Source organism: Staphylococcus aureus, from assembly GCF_001027105.1.
GTDB classification, from domain to species: Bacteria; Bacillota; Bacilli; order Staphylococcales; family Staphylococcaceae; genus Staphylococcus; species Staphylococcus aureus.
In genome coordinates this window covers 2,472,728-2,488,686 of the sequence record NZ_CP011526.1, presented here as the reverse complement: position 1 = coordinate 2,488,686, position 15,959 = coordinate 2,472,728, and the positions used below count along the sequence as shown (strand labels likewise).

Here is a 15,959-nt window from a genome sequence, read left to right as displayed (position 1 = left end):
ACATTTTAGGAGTTACTTTAATGAACAAAAAACATGTTTTTATAATTATTGGTGTCATTTTATGTATATGTATAGTTGCATCAGTCATTTATTTAAAAGTGAAATATGACGAAAAAGAAAAACAAAAAGCAATATACTATAAAGAACAACAGGAGCGTATTACACTCTATCTTAAGCATAATACTAAAGAACCCAATACCATCAAAACTGTACATTTCACAAGTTTAAAAAGAGGACCTATGGGCGATGCAGTAATTGAAGGTTACATAAATGAAAATAAAGAAGATGATTTTGTTGCATATGGGTCTCCAGAACATAATTATCAATTTGGTGGAAGTTTAATCAAAAGTAAAAATTTAAGCACGTTATTAAAACCAGTACATCAAACCAAATCACCTGATGAGATAAAAAAGGAATTAGAGTCTAAAAAGAACGACCGCTAAAACTATGCGGCCGTTTTAATTTTGTTTTCAAGTTAATCATACTTACATATAAAAATGAAAAGTTGAATTTTTAGTACAATTTCCACTGTATTTATCTGTTAACCACTTTATACCCGCAATATTTCGTTGATCTTATATAAACACTTTTGGCTGCTTTTCCTTGACCTAGATTAAAATTATAGATTTTCTTTGTAAGAGTGTGTTTTGTAGTATCATAAATATGTAAACTGTATAAAATTCCACCACATTTTAGGAGCTGGTGATAGATGTCGAAAAAGAAAATTTTAATATTAACTAGTATTATGTTAATCATATTAATTAGTGTTGCAGGTATCTATTTAAAAGTGAAATATGACGAAAAAGAAAAACAAAAAGCAATATACTATAAAGAACAACAAGCGCGCATTACACTTTATCTCAAGCATAACACTAAAGAACCGAATACAATCAAATCTGTACATTTCACAAACTCGGAAACAAGTCCTATGGGAAGTGCTGTGATTGAAGGTTACATAAATGAAAACAAAAAAGATAATTTTACTGCTTATGCTACACCAGAACATAATTATCAATTTGGTGGTGCTATGATAGAAAGTGAAAAATTAAGCGAGTTACTAAAGCCAGCCAATCAGTTAAAATCACCAGATGATATAAAAAAAGAACTAAATAAAAAGAAGAGTCACTAAAGTTAGGAGTTACTTTAATGTCCAAAAAACATGTTTTTATAATTATTGGTGTCATATTGTGTATATGTACAGTTTCTACGGTCATGCATTTTAAAATGAAATATGATGAAAAAGAAAAACAAAAAGCGATTTACTACAAAGAACAACAAGAACGTATTACACTCTATCTTAAGCATAATACTAAAGAAACGAACACGATTAAATCTGTACATTTCACAAACTTGGAAACAAGTCCTATGGGAAGTGCTGTGATTGAAGGATACATCAATGAAAATAAAGAAGATGATTTTACTGCTTATGCATCGCCTGAACATAATTATCAATTTGGTGGCGCTATGATAAAAAGTGAAGGAGTAGATAAATTATTAAAACCAGCACATGAAAGAAAATCACCAGAAAAAATCAAAGAAGAATTAGATAAAAAAGAAGGCCACTAGGGTCTTCTTTATTTTTGATTTAATCTTCCAATAATCTATGTCATTGCTATCGAAGGTGTTTCGCAATTAATATAAATCACTTCATCATCACCAATACTTCCCCAGTTTTGTACAGTACATTAACACAAACGAACCACGTTAATTTAAATGGAATAATAGTTTGGCCATTATAAGAACAATATATATCGAATAACAATGTCGATGACGTGATTTATTGACATTATCAAATTTTCTCAAATGTGTGTGATTTTTTATAAAAAAGGGTAGAGCAAGGTATAATATCCTTTCAATCTGTTTTCATATTTTATATATTTTTTAAATATAAGTGCTAAATGTTTTAACTAAAGCATAGATTGACAAGATGTTATACAGAATTTCAAATTCTATCCAATATTGTTCGAAGTGTAGTATCACTGGATTGGTATTAAACAATGTAAAGGAGAGATTGCAAATGCCGTATAATTACAAGAAACAAAATGGAGAGTTAATGTCTGTAATGAGCCAAGGTGAAAAGTTTATTCATCAATCACCCGTTAATGATGAACTTAGTGCATTGATTAAGTTATTAATTTCTAAAATTAACGGTTGTCATTATTGTGTTGATATCCATAAAAAAGAATTAAAGGAATTGGGTGTAACACAAATGAAAATTGATGAAGTCTTGAGTTTTAGACATTTAGATTTATTTACTGATCAAGAAAAAGTGACGCTTGAATTTGCAGAAATGTTAAATTCAATCAAAGACTTTAAGAAGTTTGAAATTATTGACCGGCTAAAATCATTTTATGATGAAGAACAAATTATTGATCTTGTCTTTGTTGTAAACCAAATTAACGGTTGGAACAGATTAAATATTATTAGTGATAGACTATAATTGTTCATATAAATGCAGAGTTTCATCTCGAACGCTATATCATAACAAATCATGCCACTATACAGGTCAAATCTTGTATAGTGGCATTTTAATTTATCCCTTTGAATACTGTTATTTAACGAATATCGGTCCACCTGGTCCAACAGGGATACCTAATAGGAACCAAATGATGACAAATACTGTCCATACAATACTTAGCGCGATTGAATACGGCATTAAACTAGAAAGTAAGGCTCCGAGTTTCATGCGTTTATCGTATTTTTGTGCATAAGTTAATAATAAAGGTAAGTACGGCATCATCGGTGTAATTGGATTGGTAATTGAATCGCCTACACGGTAAATGACTTGTGTGAATGCGGGATGAAAGCCGATAAGGATTAACATTGGTACGAATATCGGTCCTAAAATACCCCATTTAGCCGATGCGCTTCCGATTAACATGTTGACCATTGCACTCAGTACAATAATACCTAGTATCAATACAATACCGTTTTGATGTTCTAATAATTTGGCACCTTTAACAGCAGCGATAATTCCTAAATTACTCCACTTTAAATACGCAAGTAGCTGTGCTGCAAAAAACACAATAACGATAAATGTTCCCATTGATCCTACAGCATCGCCGAACATTTTACCTAAGTCTTTTGTATTTTTAATTTCTTTGCTTAAAATCCCATAAACTAATCCAGGTACTAAAAATACGACAAGAATAATTAATCCGACACCGTTAATTAATGGCGCATCGTCTAGTAAGCTGCCTGTTTTAGCATTTCTTAAAAAGCTATGTTCAGGAATGGCTGTAATAATTAATAAAATAATTGTGACTATGAAACTGATATTTGCCCATTTTAAAGCATGTGCTTCTTTGTCAGTAATATGTGAAGATGTTTCTTCATGGTCATCATGCATTAAACTGTCATCATATTTTCCTAATCTAGGAATAATGAGCTTAGTTGTAACTAGCAATATCGTAGGAAGTAATACAACGACACTCGCTGCGATAAAGTACCAGTTCATAGCAACGTTTGTTTTAATAGAATCTGAAACGATACGTGTTGCCGGTTCTGTAAATGAATAGACCAAAGCATCTTGCATACCAACAACTATATTTGCTGCAAATCCTCCAACAGCGGAAGCATATGCCATCGTTAGTCCAGCGATAGGGTGATAGCCAATTTTAATAAAAAGCATTGCTGCAAGCGGCGGCAAGATAATTGTCGCAGCATCGCCGGCTGTACTACCTAAAATACCAATTAATATAATAGTCGGTAAAATTAAGAAACGTGGTGCGCGATTCACAACAGAAATCATTAACTTATCGAAGTATCCTGTTTTCTCTGCAACACCAATACCAATCATCACTGCTAGTACTAAGCCTAATGCTGGGAACTCTGAGAAATTTTTAATCGTATCATTCATTATCATCGTAAATCCATCATGGCTAATTATATTTTTAATATAAATGGTTTGATGCGTACCTGGATGCTTAACAGATACATTAAATAATGAGATAACCCATGTCATAATGGCTAAGCCCACACACATTAAAAAGAATAAGACGCTAGGATCTGGCAATTTATTTCCGATTTTTTCAACACTATTCAAGAAACGATTGACGATAGACCCCTTTTGTTGATGTTTTGATGTCATCAATTATTCCCCCCTTTGTTAAATATTTAAAGTGTAACAAAAAATACTCTCAAAAGTAACAATTTTCAGAAAATAAAAAAACTAATATTGTTAAATATTTTGAGTTATTCAATAGAAAGTGTATAGCAGAGTAGTTAAGACTGCCTGAAGACTTATCTATTAGGTTTATGAAGCATCGAACAGTGGAAAATAAGGACTGTAAGTTTAAGATATGTTGTATAGGAGTGACTGAATGAAACGTTTGGAAAATAAAGTAGCAGTCGTAACAGGAGCAAGTACAGGTATCGGTCAAGCTTCTGCAATCGCTTTAGCTCAATAAGGTGCGTATGTATTGGCGGTAGACATAGCTGAAGCGGTATCGGAGACTGTCGATAAAATTAAAAGTAATGGTGACAATGCGAAGGCGTATAATGTGGATAATGCAAGCGAACAACAAGTGGTAGACTTTGTGTCTGACATAAAGGAACAGTTTGGAAGAATCGATGTGTTGTTTAATAATGCCGGTGTGGATAATGCGGCTGATAGAATTCATGAGTATCCAATAGATGTGTATGACAAGATTATGAATGTAGATATGCGTGGGACATTTTTAATGACGAAAATGATGTTACCTTTAATGATGAATCAAGGTGGCTCTATTGTTAATACGTCTTCATTTTCCGGACAAGCAGCAGACTTGTATCGCTCTGGATATAATGCTGCGAAAGGTGCAGTGATTAATTTTACAAAATCAATCGCAATTGAGTATGGCCGTGATAGCATTCGAGCCAATGCGATTGCACCAGGTACAATTGAAACCCCGTTAGTAGATAAACTGACAGGTACGAGTGAGGATGATGCAGGTAAAACATTTAGAGAAAATCAAAAATGGATGACTCCGCTGGGACGTTTAGGTAAACCAGAAGAAGTTGCTAAATTAGTAGTCTTCTTAGCATCTGACGACAGTTCATTCATAACTGGAGAGACGATTCGAATTGATGGTGGTGTGATGGCTTACACATGGCCTGGCGAGATGTTAAGTGATGATTCGTGGAAGCGGACATTGGAATAATTATTTAAAATCGATATCCAGTGGAAAAGAATTTGGCATGAAGTAGGCAATGTATGCATATTGTCGCAATGAAAGACATTTAAAGCGGAGATTAATTAATCTTTGAAAATCACATATTGTTCATTTGAAGTGTATTGCTTAAAGCTTGTTTTAACGTATTGTAGGTCGTGCATCTAATTTATCAGAATCTCGAGTTCAAACTTTTGGAGTATCTTTAAAATAAGCTGTATTTTGTCTATTCTAATAAATTAAGGAGAATTTTATGTTAAAAGAAAAAGAAAGTTTTAGATTGCTATATCAAGCTATAAGAGAGATTGCAGATAAAATTGGAGATAATCAGTTAGAAACTAATTCCGTTAGTTTATTATTATTGGACTTTGATTTTGAACATGAAGTATTTGATGAATTGTATCTTGTGATTTTAAAATATTTAAATACAGTAAGTATAGAGAACATAAGTCATAGTGAGCTTTTGAATTTAATAGAAAATACGATTCCAGAAGATCGAGAGATTAACACGTTTGTAAAAAATAAAATAATAATTGGCTTTGCTAATAATTACTTCCCTGAATTACAAGTATTAGCAAACGAAATAAAATCTGATATGGCTAGTTCATTAAAACAATGATATTTTTATTTAAATTTTTAAAGCTTTGTACGAAATTGTACAAAGCTTTTTTGGTGCGTATTGTATGGGCAACAACTTGACGATGAAAATCCGTTACAGGATTGGTAATAGGAAATGTTAGCGAAAGACAAGGGTATCCATTGTAGATTAACAAAAGGACGTTTCCACAAGTGTGGGTTATTCTCACTAAAGCAATACGCAGAGACAACTTACGTAAAATTTTGAACTGACTAGAACGGAACTTCTACTCAATTATTGATAAAAATTTTCAAAAAGACTTGAATGTGCTGAGAATACGAAGTTTATGGAAGGATTATCAAAATATAAATGTGCATTCATTTACAACCTTTATTGACAATGATTCTCAACTAATATAGTATATAATCAAATCGTAATAGTTACGATTTGTTTTCTGCAACTTTTTTGAAGTTTTAGTTGAGGTGAAAACAATAAAAGCATCTAAGTGAATGTAGTTAACGGACAACTGCATTCGCTTGTAGAGCCACAAGAAGCAACTTTAAATAAGGTTTACGGTTGCATTTTGATACAACAACCGATTACTAAGTCATGCTTTCCACTTTGCGGGTTAGCATGACTTACCTAATAGATAGAGCTATTAGGTTCAGCTTCTAAAAAATTACAGTTTTAGAGGAATACAGTTGCTTGCTTCGCAACAACTGCATAAGAGCCATGGTTTTCGCTTTTGCGAATTAGCATGACTTACCTACTAGATAGAGCTATTAGGTTCATCTTCTAAAAAATTACAGGTTTAGAGGAATACAGTTGTTTGCTTCGCAACAACTGCATAAGAGCCTCTAGTAATTAAAATTACAGAGGCTCTAAAAATACATCTAAAGGAGTGTCGTATGAATCGGCAGGTTATAGAATTTTCTAAGTATAATCCTTCGGGGAATATGACGATACTTGTTCATTCAAAACATGATGCTAGTGAATATGCATCTATCGCCAATCAGTTGATGGCCGCAACACATGTATGCTGTGAACAGGTAGGCTTTATAGAATCAACACAAAATGATGATGGTAATGATTTTCACTTAGTTATGAGCGGTAATGAATTTTGCGGTAATGCGACGATGTCATATATACATCATTTGCAGGAAAGTCATTTGCTTAAAGACCAACAGTTTAAGGTGAAGGTGTCTGGCTGTTCGGATTTAGTGCAATGCGCAATTCATGATTGCCAATACTATGAAGTTCAAATGCCACAAGCCCATCGTGTTGTGCCAACAACAATTAATATGGGTAATCATTCATGGAAAGCAATAGAAATTATTTATGAAACATATGTACATTATGTGATTCCAGTTAAACAAGTAACAACAGAAATTCAACATTTGGTTGAAGCGTTTGTGCGTGAGCAACAATGGAGTCACAAATATAAAACAGTAGGTATGATGCTTTTTGATGAACAACGTCAATTTTTACAGCCATTAATCTATATACCAGAAATTCAAAGTTTAATTTGGGAAAATAGCTGTGGTTCTGGTACAGCATCAATTGGGGTTTTTAATAATTATCAACGTAATGACGCATGCAAAGATTTTACAGTACATCAGCCAGGGGGCAGTATTTTAGTGACATCAAAGCGATGTCATCAATTGGGATATCAAACTTCAATTAAAGGACAGGTTACAACTGTAGCTACAGGAAAAGCATATATAGAATAAGGAGCCTACAATGAATAACTTTAATAATGAAATCAAATTGATATTACAACAATATTTAGAAAAGTTTGAAGCGCATTACGAGCGTGTATTACAAGACGATCAATATATCGAAGCATTAGAAACATTGATGGATGACTATAGTGAATTTATTTTAAATCCTATTTATGAACAACAATTTAATGCTTGGCGTGACGTTGAAGAAAAAGCACAATTAATAAAATCACTGCAATATATTACAGCGCAGTGTGTTAAACAAGTGGAAGTCATTAGAGCGAGACGTCTATTAGACGGACAGGCGTCTACCACAGGTTACTTTGACAATATAGAACATTGTATTGATGAAGAGTTTGGACAATGTAGTATAGCTAGCAATGACAAATTATTGTTAGTTGGTTCAGGTGCATATCCAATGACGTTAATTCAAGTAGCAAAAGAAACAGGTGCTTCAGTTATCGGTATTGATATTGATCCACAAGCCGTTGACCTAGGGCGCAGAATCGTTAACGTCTTAGCACCAAATGAAGATATAACAATTACGGATCAAAAGGTATCTGAACTTAAAGATATCAAAGATGTGACGCATATCATATTCAGCTCGACAATTCCTTTAAAGTACAGCATTTTAGAAGAATTATATGATTTAACAAATGAAAATGTCGTAGTTGCAATGCGCTTTGGTGATGGCATCAAAGCAATATTTAATTATCCGTCACAAGAAACAGCGGAAGATAAGTGGCAATGTGTGAATAAACATATGAGACCACAGCAAATTTTTGATATAGCACTTTATAAAAAAGCAGCTATAAAGGTAGGTATTACGGATGTCTAAATTATTAATGATAGGCACTGGTCCGGTCGCAATCCAATTAGCGAATATTTGCTATTTAAAATCAGATTATGAGATTGATATGGTTGGACGTGCCTCAACATCAGAAAAATCAAAACGCTTATATCAAGCGTATAAAAAAGAGAAACAATTTGAAGTCAAAATACAAAACGAGGCGCATCAACATCTGGAAGGTAAGTTTGAAATTAATCGTTTGTATAAAGATGTTAAAAACGTTAAGGGTGAATACGAAACGGTTGTCATGGCATGCACAGCAGATGCTTATTATGACACACTACAGCAATTGTCGTTAGAAACTTTGCAAAGTGTCAAACATGTCATTTTAATATCACCGACATTTGGTTCGCAAATGATTGTCGAACAATTTATGTCTAAATTTAATAAAGATATCGAAGTGATTTCATTCTCAACTTATCTTGGCGATACACGTATTGTTGATAAAGAAGCGCCTAATCATGTGTTGACAACAGGTGTAAAAAAGAAATTGTACATGGGATCGACACATTCAAACTCAACAATGTGTCAACGAATCTCTGCTTTAGCTGAGCAATTGAAGATTCAATTAGAAGTCGTTGAATCGCCACTGCATGCTGAAACGCGAAACAGTTCGCTTTATGTGCACCCACCACTATTTATGAATGACTTTTCATTGAAAGCCATTTTCGAAGGAACAGATGTACCGGTTTATGTGTATAAGTTATTTCCTGAAGGACCGATAACGATGACACTAATCCGTGAAATGCGTTTAATGTGGAAGGAAATGATGGTTATTTTACAAGCATTTAGAGTGCCGTCAGTCAACCTGCTTCAATTTATGGTGAAGGAAAATTATCCAGTACGTCCTGAAACTTTGGATGAAGGTGATATTGAGCATTTCGAAATCTTGCCAGATATCTTACAAGAATATCTGCTTTATGTAAGATATACCGCAATCCTCATTGATCCATTTTCACAGCCAGACGAAAACGGACATTACTTTGATTTTTCAGCTGTACCATTTAAGCAAGTCTATAAAAATGAACAGGATGTTGTTCAAATTCCAAGAATGCCAAGTGAAGATTATTACAGAACGGCGATGATTCAGCATATTGGGAAAATGCTAGGTATCAAAACGCCAATGATTGATCAGTTCCTAACTCGCTATGAAGCAAGTTGCCAGGCGTACAAGGATATGCATCAAGATCAACACTTATCTTCTCAATTTAATACAAATCTATTTGAAGGAGATAAAGCACTCGTCACAAAATTTTTGGAAATCAATAGAACGCTTTCATAATAAGGGTTTGAAGTTTTATAATAGAAAAAAATTATTGAATTATGTTTGACATTTACATAAAAATAAGCAAATAATTGAGAAAAATAATCATTACGATTTGATTAAGTAATGCAACTTATCAATTTAGAAAGAGGAAAAGCAAATGAGAAAACTAACTAAAATGAGTGCAATGTTACTTGCATCAGGGCTAATTTTAACTGGTTGTGGCGGTAATAAAGGTTTAGAGGAGAAAAAAGAAAACAAGCAATTAACGTATACGACGGTTAAAGATATCGGTGATATGAATCCGCATGTTTACGGTGGATCAATGTCTGCTGAAAGTATGATATACGAGCCGCTTGTACGTAACACGAAAGATGGTATTAAGCCTTTACTAGCTAAAAAGTGGGATGTGTCTGAAGATGGGAAGACATACACGTTCCATTTGAGAGATGACGTTAAATTCCATGATGGTACGCCATTTGATGCTGACGCAGTTAAGAAAAATATTGACGCAGTTCAAGAAAACAAAAAATTGCATTCTTGGTTAAAGATTTCGACATTAATTGACAATGTTAAAGTTAAAGATAAGTACACGGTTGAATTGAATTTGAAAGAAGCATATCAACCTGCATTGGCTGAATTAGCGATGCCTCGTCCATATGTATTTGTGTCTCCAAAAGACTTTAAAAACGGTACAACAAAAGATGGCGTTAAAAAGTTCGATGGTACTGGTCCATTTAAATTAGGTGAACACAAAAAAGATGAGTCTGCAGACTTTAACAAAAATGATCAATACTGGGGCGAAAAGTCTAAACTTAACAAAGTACAAGCAAAAGTAATGCCTGCTGGTGAAACAGCATTCCTATCAATGAAAAAAGGTGAAACGAACTTTGCCTTCACAGATGATAGAGGTACAGATAGCTTAGACAAAGACTCTTTAAAACAATTGAAAGATACAGGTGACTATCAAGTTAAGCGTAGTCAACCTATGAATACGAAAATGTTAGTTGTCAATTCTGGTAAAAAAGATAACGCTGTGAGTGACAAAACAGTCAGACAAGCGATTGGTCATATGGTAAACAGAGATAAAATTGCCAAAGAAATTTTAGATGGTCAAGAAAAACCAGCAACTCAATTATTTGCGAAAAATGTAACAGACATTAATTTCGATATGCCAACACGTAAGTATGACCTTAAAAAAGCAGAATCATTATTAGATGAAGCTGGTTGGAAGAAAGGTAAAGACAGCGATGTTCGTCAAAAAGATGGTAAAAACCTTGAAATGGCAATGTACTATGACAAAGGTTCTTCAAGTCAAAAAGAACAAGCAGAATACTTACAAGCAGAATTTAAGAAAATGGGTATTAAGTTAAACATCAATGGCGAAACATCAGATAAAATTGCTGAACGTCGTACTTCTGGTGATTATGACTTAATGTTCAACCAAACTTGGGGATTATTGTACGATCCACAAAGTACTATTGCAGCATTTAAAGCGAAAAATGGTTATGAAAGTGCAACATCAGGCATTGAGAACAAAGATAAAATATACAACAGCATTGATGACGCATTTAAAATCCAAAACGGTAAAGAGCGTTCAGACGCTTATAAAAACATTTTGAAACAAATTGATGATGAAGGTATCTTTATCCCTATTTCACACGGTAGTATGACAGTTGTTGCACCAAAAGATTTAGAAAAAGTATCATTCACACAATCACAGTATGAATTACCATTCAATGAAATGCAGTATAAATAAAGGAGCAATTAGATGTTCAAATTTATCTTAAAACGTATTGCGCTCATGTTTCCATTGATGATTGTAGTAAGTTTTATGACATTTCTATTGACGTATATTACAAATGAAAATCCAGCTGTGACAATTTTACATGCACAAGGGACGCCAAATGTAACACCAGAGTTGATTGCAGAAACGAATGAGAAGTACGGTTTCAATGATCCATTATTAATTCAATATAAAAATTGGTTACTTGAAGCGATGCAATTTAATTTTGGTACAAGCTACATTACAGGTGACCCAGTTGCTGAACGTATTGGTCCAGCATTTATGAATACATTGAAATTAACAATAATTTCAAGTGTTATGGTGATGATTACATCAATTATTTTAGGTGTAGTTAGTGCATTAAAAAGAGGAAAGTTCACTGATCGTGCGATACGTTCAGTGGCTTTCTTTCTAACTGCATTACCATCATATTGGATAGCTTCAATACTTATTATTTACGTTTCAGTGAAGTTAAACATATTGCCGACTTCTGGATTAACAGGTCCAGAAAGTTACATATTGCCAGTGATCGTTATTACGATTGCCTATGCTGGTATTTACTTTAGAAATGTTAGACGCTCGATGGTGGAACAATTAAATGAAGATTATGTACTTTATTTAAGAGCAAGCGGTGTGAAATCTATCACATTAATGTTGCATGTGTTGCGTAATGCTTTACAAGTTGCGGTATCAATCTTTTGTATGTCTATACCAATGATAATGGGTGGACTAGTTGTTATCGAGTATATCTTTGCATGGCCTGGACTAGGTCAATTAAGTTTAAAAGCAATACTTGAACACGATTTTCCAGTCATTCAAGCATATGTATTAATTGTAGCGGTATTATTTATTGTATTTAATACATTAGCAGATATCATTAATGCGCTATTAAATCCAAGATTAAGGGAGGGCGCACGATGATAATTTTAAAACGATTATTACAAGATAAAGGTGCAGTAATTGCTTTAGGCATTATTGTATTATATGTCTTTTTAGGATTAGCAGCACCACTTGTGACATTTTATGATCCTAACCATATCGATACAGCAAACAAATTTGCTGGCATGAGTTTTCAACATCTACTAGGTACTGACCATTTAGGTAGAGATATTTTAACTAGGTTAATTTATGCGATTAGACCAAGTTTGTTATATGTCTTTGTTGCGCTATTTGTTTCTGTACTTATTGGATCTATTTTAGGATTCTTATCAGGATATTTCCAAGGGTTTGTTGACGCCTTAATCATGCGTGCGTGTGATGTTATGTTGGCATTCCCAAGTTATGTTGTAACGTTAGCATTAATTGCATTGTTTGGAATGGGTGCCGAAAATATTATCATGGCATTTATTTTGACGCGTTGGGCATGGTTCTGTCGTGTTATACGTACAAGTGTTATGCAGTACACTGCTTCTGACCATGTAAGATTTGCTAAAACAATCGGTATGAATGATATGAAAATTATTCACAAACATATTATGCCATTAACATTAGCAGATATTGCTATCATCTCTAGTAGCTCGATGTGTTCAATGATCTTGCAAATATCTGGCTTTTCATTTTTAGGATTAGGTGTCAAAGCGCCTACTGCAGAGTGGGGCATGATGCTTAACGAAGCTAGAAAAGTGATGTTTACACATCCTGAAATGATGTTTGCGCCAGGTATTGCCATAGTGATTATAGTGATGGCATTTAACTTCTTATCCGATGCTTTACAAATTGCTATTGATCCCCGCATCTCTTCTAAAGATAAACTTCGTTCTGTGAAAAAAGGAGTGGTGCAATCATGACATTGTTAACAGTTAAACATTTGACGATTACAGATACCTGGACAGATCAACCACTCGTGAGTGATGTGAATTTTACATTAACTAAGGGTGAAACTTTAGGCGTTATTGGAGAAAGTGGTAGTGGTAAATCAATCACTTGTAAATCGATTATTGGTTTGAATCCCGAACGACTCGGGGTGACAGGTGAAATTATCTTTGATGGTACATCAATGTTGTCATTATCTGAATCGCAATTGAAAAAGTACCGTGGTAAAGACATTGCGATGGTCATGCAACAAGGTAGTCGTGCCTTTGACCCATCAACTACTGTCGGTAAACAAATGTTTGAGACTATGAAAGTACATACGTCAATGTCTACACAAGAAATTGAAAAGACATTGATTGAATATATGGATTATTTAAGTTTGAAAGATCCTAAACGTATATTAAAATCATACCCTTACATGTTATCAGGAGGAATGTTACAGCGATTGATGATTGCTTTAGCGTTAGCTTTGAAACCAAAGTTAATCATTGCTGATGAGCCGACAACGGCTTTAGATACAATTACACAATATGATGTACTGGAAGCATTTATAGATATTAAAAAACACTTTGACTGTGCGATGATTTTCATTTCACATGATTTAACGGTTATTAACAAGATTGCAGACCGTGTTGTTGTGATGAAAAATGGTCAGCTTATTGAACAAGGGACACGTGAATCAGTCTTGCATCATCCAGAACATGTTTATACGAAGTATTTATTATCAACGAAGAAGAAGATTAATGATCATTTTAAACATGTGATGAGGGGTGATGTACATGATTAAAATTAAAGATGTTGAAAAGTCATATCAAAGCGCACATGTTTTTAAGCGTCGTCGAACACCTATCGTGAAAGGTGTGTCATTTGAGTGTCCAATCGGTGCGACGATTGCGATTATCGGAGAAAGTGGTAGCGGTAAATCGACGTTGAGTCGTATGATATTAGGTATTGAGAAACCGGATAAAGGTTGTGTAACCTTAAATGATCAACCGATGCATAAGAAGAAAGTGAGACGTCATCAAATTGGTGCTGTATTTCAAGATTATACGTCATCATTACATCCATTTCAGACTGTTAGAGAAATCTTATTTGAAGTGATGTGTCAATGTGATGGACAACCTAAAGAAGTTATGGAAGTCCAAGCAATTACATTGTTGGAAGAAGTCGGTCTATCTAAGGCATACATGGATAAATATCCTAATATGTTATCAGGTGGAGAGGCGCAACGTGTTGCGATTGCGCGTGCAATATGTATTAACCCTAAATATATTTTGTTTGATGAAGCCATTAGTTCACTCGACATGTCAATTCAAACACAAATATTAGATTTATTGATTCATTTACGTGAAACGCGTCAGTTGAGTTATATTTTTATCACACATGATATTCAAGCTGCCACGTATTTATGTGATCAATTAATTATTTTTAAAAACGGAAAAATAGAAGAACAAATTCCGACAAGCGCATTGCATAAAAGTGACAATGCTTATACAAGAGAATTAATAGAAAAACAACTATCATTCTAAGGAGTGAGATAATGAAAGGTGCAATGGCTTGGCCCTTTTTGAGATTATATATATTAACATTGATGTTCTTTAGTGCCAATGCAATCTTAAACGTGTTTATACCTTTACGAGGGCATGATTTAGGCGCAACGAATACGGTTATCGGTATCGTTATGGGGGCATACATGTTAACAGCAATGGTATTTCGACCATGGGCAGGACAAATTATTGCTCGTGTCGGTCCCATTAAAGTATTAAGAATTATTTTGATTATCAATGCCATAGCTTTAATTATTTATGGTTTTACTGGCTTAGAAGGTTATTTCGTAGCACGTGTTATGCAAGGTGTGTGTACGGCATTCTTTTCTATGTCTTTACAGCTAGGTATTATTGATGCATTACCAGAGGAACATCGTTCTGAAGGTGTATCATTGTACTCGCTATTTTCAACGATTCCAAACTTAATCGGACCATTAGTTGCCGTAGGTATTTGGAATGCAAATAATATTTCACTATTTGCAATTGTCATTATCTTTATCGCATTAACAACAACATTCTTTGGCTATCGCGTGACCTTTGCTGAACAGGAACCCGATACGTCAGATAAGATTGAAAAAATGCCGTTTAACGCTGTAACTGTTTTTGCGCAATTTTTCAAAAATAAAGAGTTGTTGAACAGTGGTATTATCATGATTGTTGCATCGATTGTATTTGGTGCAGTTAGTACATTTGTACCGTTATACACAGTGAGTTTAGGATTCGCGAATGCGGGAATCTTTTTGACAATACAGGCCATCGCAGTTGTTGCGGCAAGATTTTACTTAAGGAAATACATTCCGTCAGATGGTATGTGGCATCCTAAATATATGGTATCTGTACTATCATTATTAGTAATCGCGTCATTTGTAGTGGCATTTGGTCCGCAAGTAGGTGCAATTATTTTCTATGGTAGTGCGATATTAATAGGAATGACGCAAGCAATGGTGTACCCAACATTAACATCATACTTAAGCTTCGTCTTACCAAAAGTAGGTCGTAATATGTTGTTAGGTTTATTTATTGCCTGTGCAGACTTAGGTATATCGTTAGGTGGCGCATTGATGGGACCTATTTCCGATTTAGTAGGATTTAAATGGATGTATCTAATTTGTGGTATGTTAGTCATTGTAATAATGATTATGAGTTTCTTGAAAAAGCCAACACCACGTCCAGCGAGTAGTCTTTAATGAAGTGAATTAAAGCATATTAAGTTAATGAATATTTAAATTTTAAAAGGTATATTGAGCATGGC

The 15,959-nt window shown here is 34.0% G+C and carries 15 protein-coding genes and 1 pseudogene; 15 read left to right on the top strand and 1 reads right to left on the bottom strand.

What is annotated here, in order from left to right; all coding sequences use genetic code 11:
• The first annotated feature begins 20 nt into the window (after nucleotides 1-20).
• The 4 genes from AA076_RS12710 to AA076_RS12690 all read left to right on the top strand — a co-directional run bounded on the left by AA076_RS12710 (nucleotide 21) and on the right by AA076_RS12690 (nucleotide 2,440).
• On the top strand, nucleotides 21-443 hold the full coding sequence (locus AA076_RS12710) for a DUF1433 domain-containing protein (protein WP_001034756.1): 423 nt from the start codon (nucleotides 21-23) through the stop codon (nucleotides 441-443).
• A gap of 266 nt (nucleotides 444-709) precedes the next feature.
• A complete protein-coding gene (locus tag AA076_RS12700) occupies nucleotides 710-1,129 on the top strand; it encodes a DUF1433 domain-containing protein (protein ID WP_000038231.1) in 420 nt (139 codons plus the stop codon).
• A gap of 17 nt (nucleotides 1,130-1,146) precedes the next feature.
• Nucleotides 1,147-1,566, top strand: a complete 420-nt coding sequence (locus AA076_RS12695; protein WP_000037508.1) for a DUF1433 domain-containing protein — start codon at nucleotides 1,147-1,149, stop codon at nucleotides 1,564-1,566.
• A 451-nt stretch (nucleotides 1,567-2,017) separates the two neighbouring features.
• Nucleotides 2,018-2,440 (top strand): carboxymuconolactone decarboxylase family protein, encoded by a 423-nt coding sequence (locus AA076_RS12690; protein ID WP_001146763.1) that lies wholly within the window; start codon nucleotides 2,018-2,020, stop codon nucleotides 2,438-2,440.
• A 111-nt stretch (nucleotides 2,441-2,551) separates the two neighbouring features.
• Here the strand turns inward: AA076_RS12690 and AA076_RS12685 are convergent, their stop codons facing one another.
• On the bottom strand, nucleotides 2,552-4,090 hold the full coding sequence (locus AA076_RS12685; RefSeq protein ID WP_000202037.1) for an AbgT family transporter: 1,539 nt from the start codon (nucleotides 4,088-4,090) through the stop codon (nucleotides 2,552-2,554).
• A 232-nt stretch (nucleotides 4,091-4,322) separates the two neighbouring features.
• Here AA076_RS12685 and AA076_RS12680 point away from each other — a divergent pair.
• The 11 genes and pseudogenes from AA076_RS12680 (at nucleotide 4,323) to cntE (ending at nucleotide 15,894) form a co-directional block, all read left to right on the top strand.
• A pseudogene (locus AA076_RS12680) lies at nucleotides 4,323-5,141 on the top strand (SDR family oxidoreductase).
• Nucleotides 5,142-5,403: 262 nt separating this feature from the next.
• Nucleotides 5,404-5,769 carry a hypothetical protein gene (locus tag AA076_RS12675; protein ID WP_000910581.1) on the top strand — a complete coding sequence of 122 codons (366 nt, stop codon included), beginning with the start codon at nucleotides 5,404-5,406 and terminating at the stop codon, nucleotides 5,767-5,769.
• A gap of 866 nt (nucleotides 5,770-6,635) precedes the next feature.
• The gene (gene cntK / locus AA076_RS12670) at nucleotides 6,636-7,457 is read left to right on the top strand and encodes a histidine racemase CntK (protein WP_001081682.1); all 822 of its coding nucleotides are present in this window, start codon (nucleotides 6,636-6,638) and stop codon (nucleotides 7,455-7,457) included.
• Nucleotides 7,458-7,467: 10 nt separating this feature from the next.
• Entirely contained in the window at nucleotides 7,468-8,286 is an 819-nt protein-coding gene (gene cntL, locus AA076_RS12665) for a D-histidine (S)-2-aminobutanoyltransferase CntL (RefSeq protein ID WP_001058843.1), read from the top strand.
• Nucleotides 8,279-9,580, top strand: a complete 1,302-nt coding sequence (gene cntM, locus AA076_RS12660; protein ID WP_000040580.1) for a staphylopine dehydrogenase CntM — start codon at nucleotides 8,279-8,281, stop codon at nucleotides 9,578-9,580. The genes cntL and cntM overlap by 8 nt, the downstream gene beginning before the upstream one ends.
• A gap of 142 nt (nucleotides 9,581-9,722) precedes the next feature.
• Entirely contained in the window at nucleotides 9,723-11,321 is a 1,599-nt protein-coding gene (gene cntA, locus AA076_RS12655) for a staphylopine-dependent metal ABC transporter substrate-binding lipoprotein CntA (protein WP_001229077.1), read from the top strand.
• Nucleotides 11,322-11,333: 12 nt separating this feature from the next.
• The gene (gene opp1B / locus AA076_RS12650) at nucleotides 11,334-12,269 is read left to right on the top strand and encodes a nickel/cobalt ABC transporter permease (RefSeq protein ID WP_000472235.1); all 936 of its coding nucleotides are present in this window, start codon (nucleotides 11,334-11,336) and stop codon (nucleotides 12,267-12,269) included.
• Nucleotides 12,266-13,135 carry a staphylopine uptake ABC transporter permease subunit CntC gene (cntC, locus tag AA076_RS12645; RefSeq protein ID WP_000584765.1) on the top strand — a complete coding sequence of 290 codons (870 nt, stop codon included), beginning with the start codon at nucleotides 12,266-12,268 and terminating at the stop codon, nucleotides 13,133-13,135. Before opp1B ends, cntC begins: the two co-directional genes overlap by 4 nt.
• The gene (gene cntD, locus AA076_RS12640) at nucleotides 13,132-13,947 is read left to right on the top strand and encodes a staphylopine uptake ABC transporter ATP-binding protein CntD (RefSeq protein WP_000173869.1); all 816 of its coding nucleotides are present in this window, start codon (nucleotides 13,132-13,134) and stop codon (nucleotides 13,945-13,947) included. The genes cntC and cntD overlap by 4 nt, the downstream gene beginning before the upstream one ends.
• Complete coding sequence (locus AA076_RS12635; RefSeq protein WP_000590517.1) at nucleotides 13,940-14,689, top strand: ABC transporter ATP-binding protein; 750 nt, start codon at nucleotides 13,940-13,942, stop codon at nucleotides 14,687-14,689. The genes cntD and AA076_RS12635 overlap by 8 nt, the downstream gene beginning before the upstream one ends.
• A gap of 11 nt (nucleotides 14,690-14,700) precedes the next feature.
• A complete protein-coding gene (gene cntE, locus AA076_RS12630; RefSeq protein ID WP_000675401.1) occupies nucleotides 14,701-15,894 on the top strand; it encodes a staphylopine family metallophore export MFS transporter CntE in 1,194 nt (397 codons plus the stop codon).
• Nucleotides 15,895-15,959 lie beyond the last annotated feature (65 nt).

Coding starts and splice junctions, on each gene's coding strand:
- cntK (WP_001081682.1), top strand. CDS start 6,636: ATGAATCGGCAGGTTATAGAATTTTCTAAGTATAATCCTTCGGGGAAT.
- cntM (WP_000040580.1), top strand. CDS start 8,279: ATGTCTAAATTATTAATGATAGGCACTGGTCCGGTCGCAATCCAATTA.
- AA076_RS12635 (WP_000590517.1), top strand. CDS start 13,940: ATGATTAAAATTAAAGATGTTGAAAAGTCATATCAAAGCGCACATGTT.
- opp1B (WP_000472235.1), top strand. CDS start 11,334: ATGTTCAAATTTATCTTAAAACGTATTGCGCTCATGTTTCCATTGATG.
- cntC (WP_000584765.1), top strand. CDS start 12,266: ATGATAATTTTAAAACGATTATTACAAGATAAAGGTGCAGTAATTGCT.
- cntD (WP_000173869.1), top strand. CDS start 13,132: ATGACATTGTTAACAGTTAAACATTTGACGATTACAGATACCTGGACA.
- cntA (WP_001229077.1), top strand. CDS start 9,723: ATGAGAAAACTAACTAAAATGAGTGCAATGTTACTTGCATCAGGGCTA.
- cntE (WP_000675401.1), top strand. CDS start 14,701: ATGAAAGGTGCAATGGCTTGGCCCTTTTTGAGATTATATATATTAACA.
- AA076_RS12695 (WP_000037508.1), top strand. CDS start 1,147: ATGTCCAAAAAACATGTTTTTATAATTATTGGTGTCATATTGTGTATA.
- AA076_RS12685 (WP_000202037.1), bottom strand. CDS start 4,090: ATGACATCAAAACATCAACAAAAGGGGTCTATCGTCAATCGTTTCTTG.
- AA076_RS12690 (WP_001146763.1), top strand. CDS start 2,018: ATGCCGTATAATTACAAGAAACAAAATGGAGAGTTAATGTCTGTAATG.
- AA076_RS12675 (WP_000910581.1), top strand. CDS start 5,404: ATGTTAAAAGAAAAAGAAAGTTTTAGATTGCTATATCAAGCTATAAGA.
- AA076_RS12710 (WP_001034756.1), top strand. CDS start 21: ATGAACAAAAAACATGTTTTTATAATTATTGGTGTCATTTTATGTATA.
- AA076_RS12700 (WP_000038231.1), top strand. CDS start 710: ATGTCGAAAAAGAAAATTTTAATATTAACTAGTATTATGTTAATCATA.
- cntL (WP_001058843.1), top strand. CDS start 7,468: ATGAATAACTTTAATAATGAAATCAAATTGATATTACAACAATATTTA.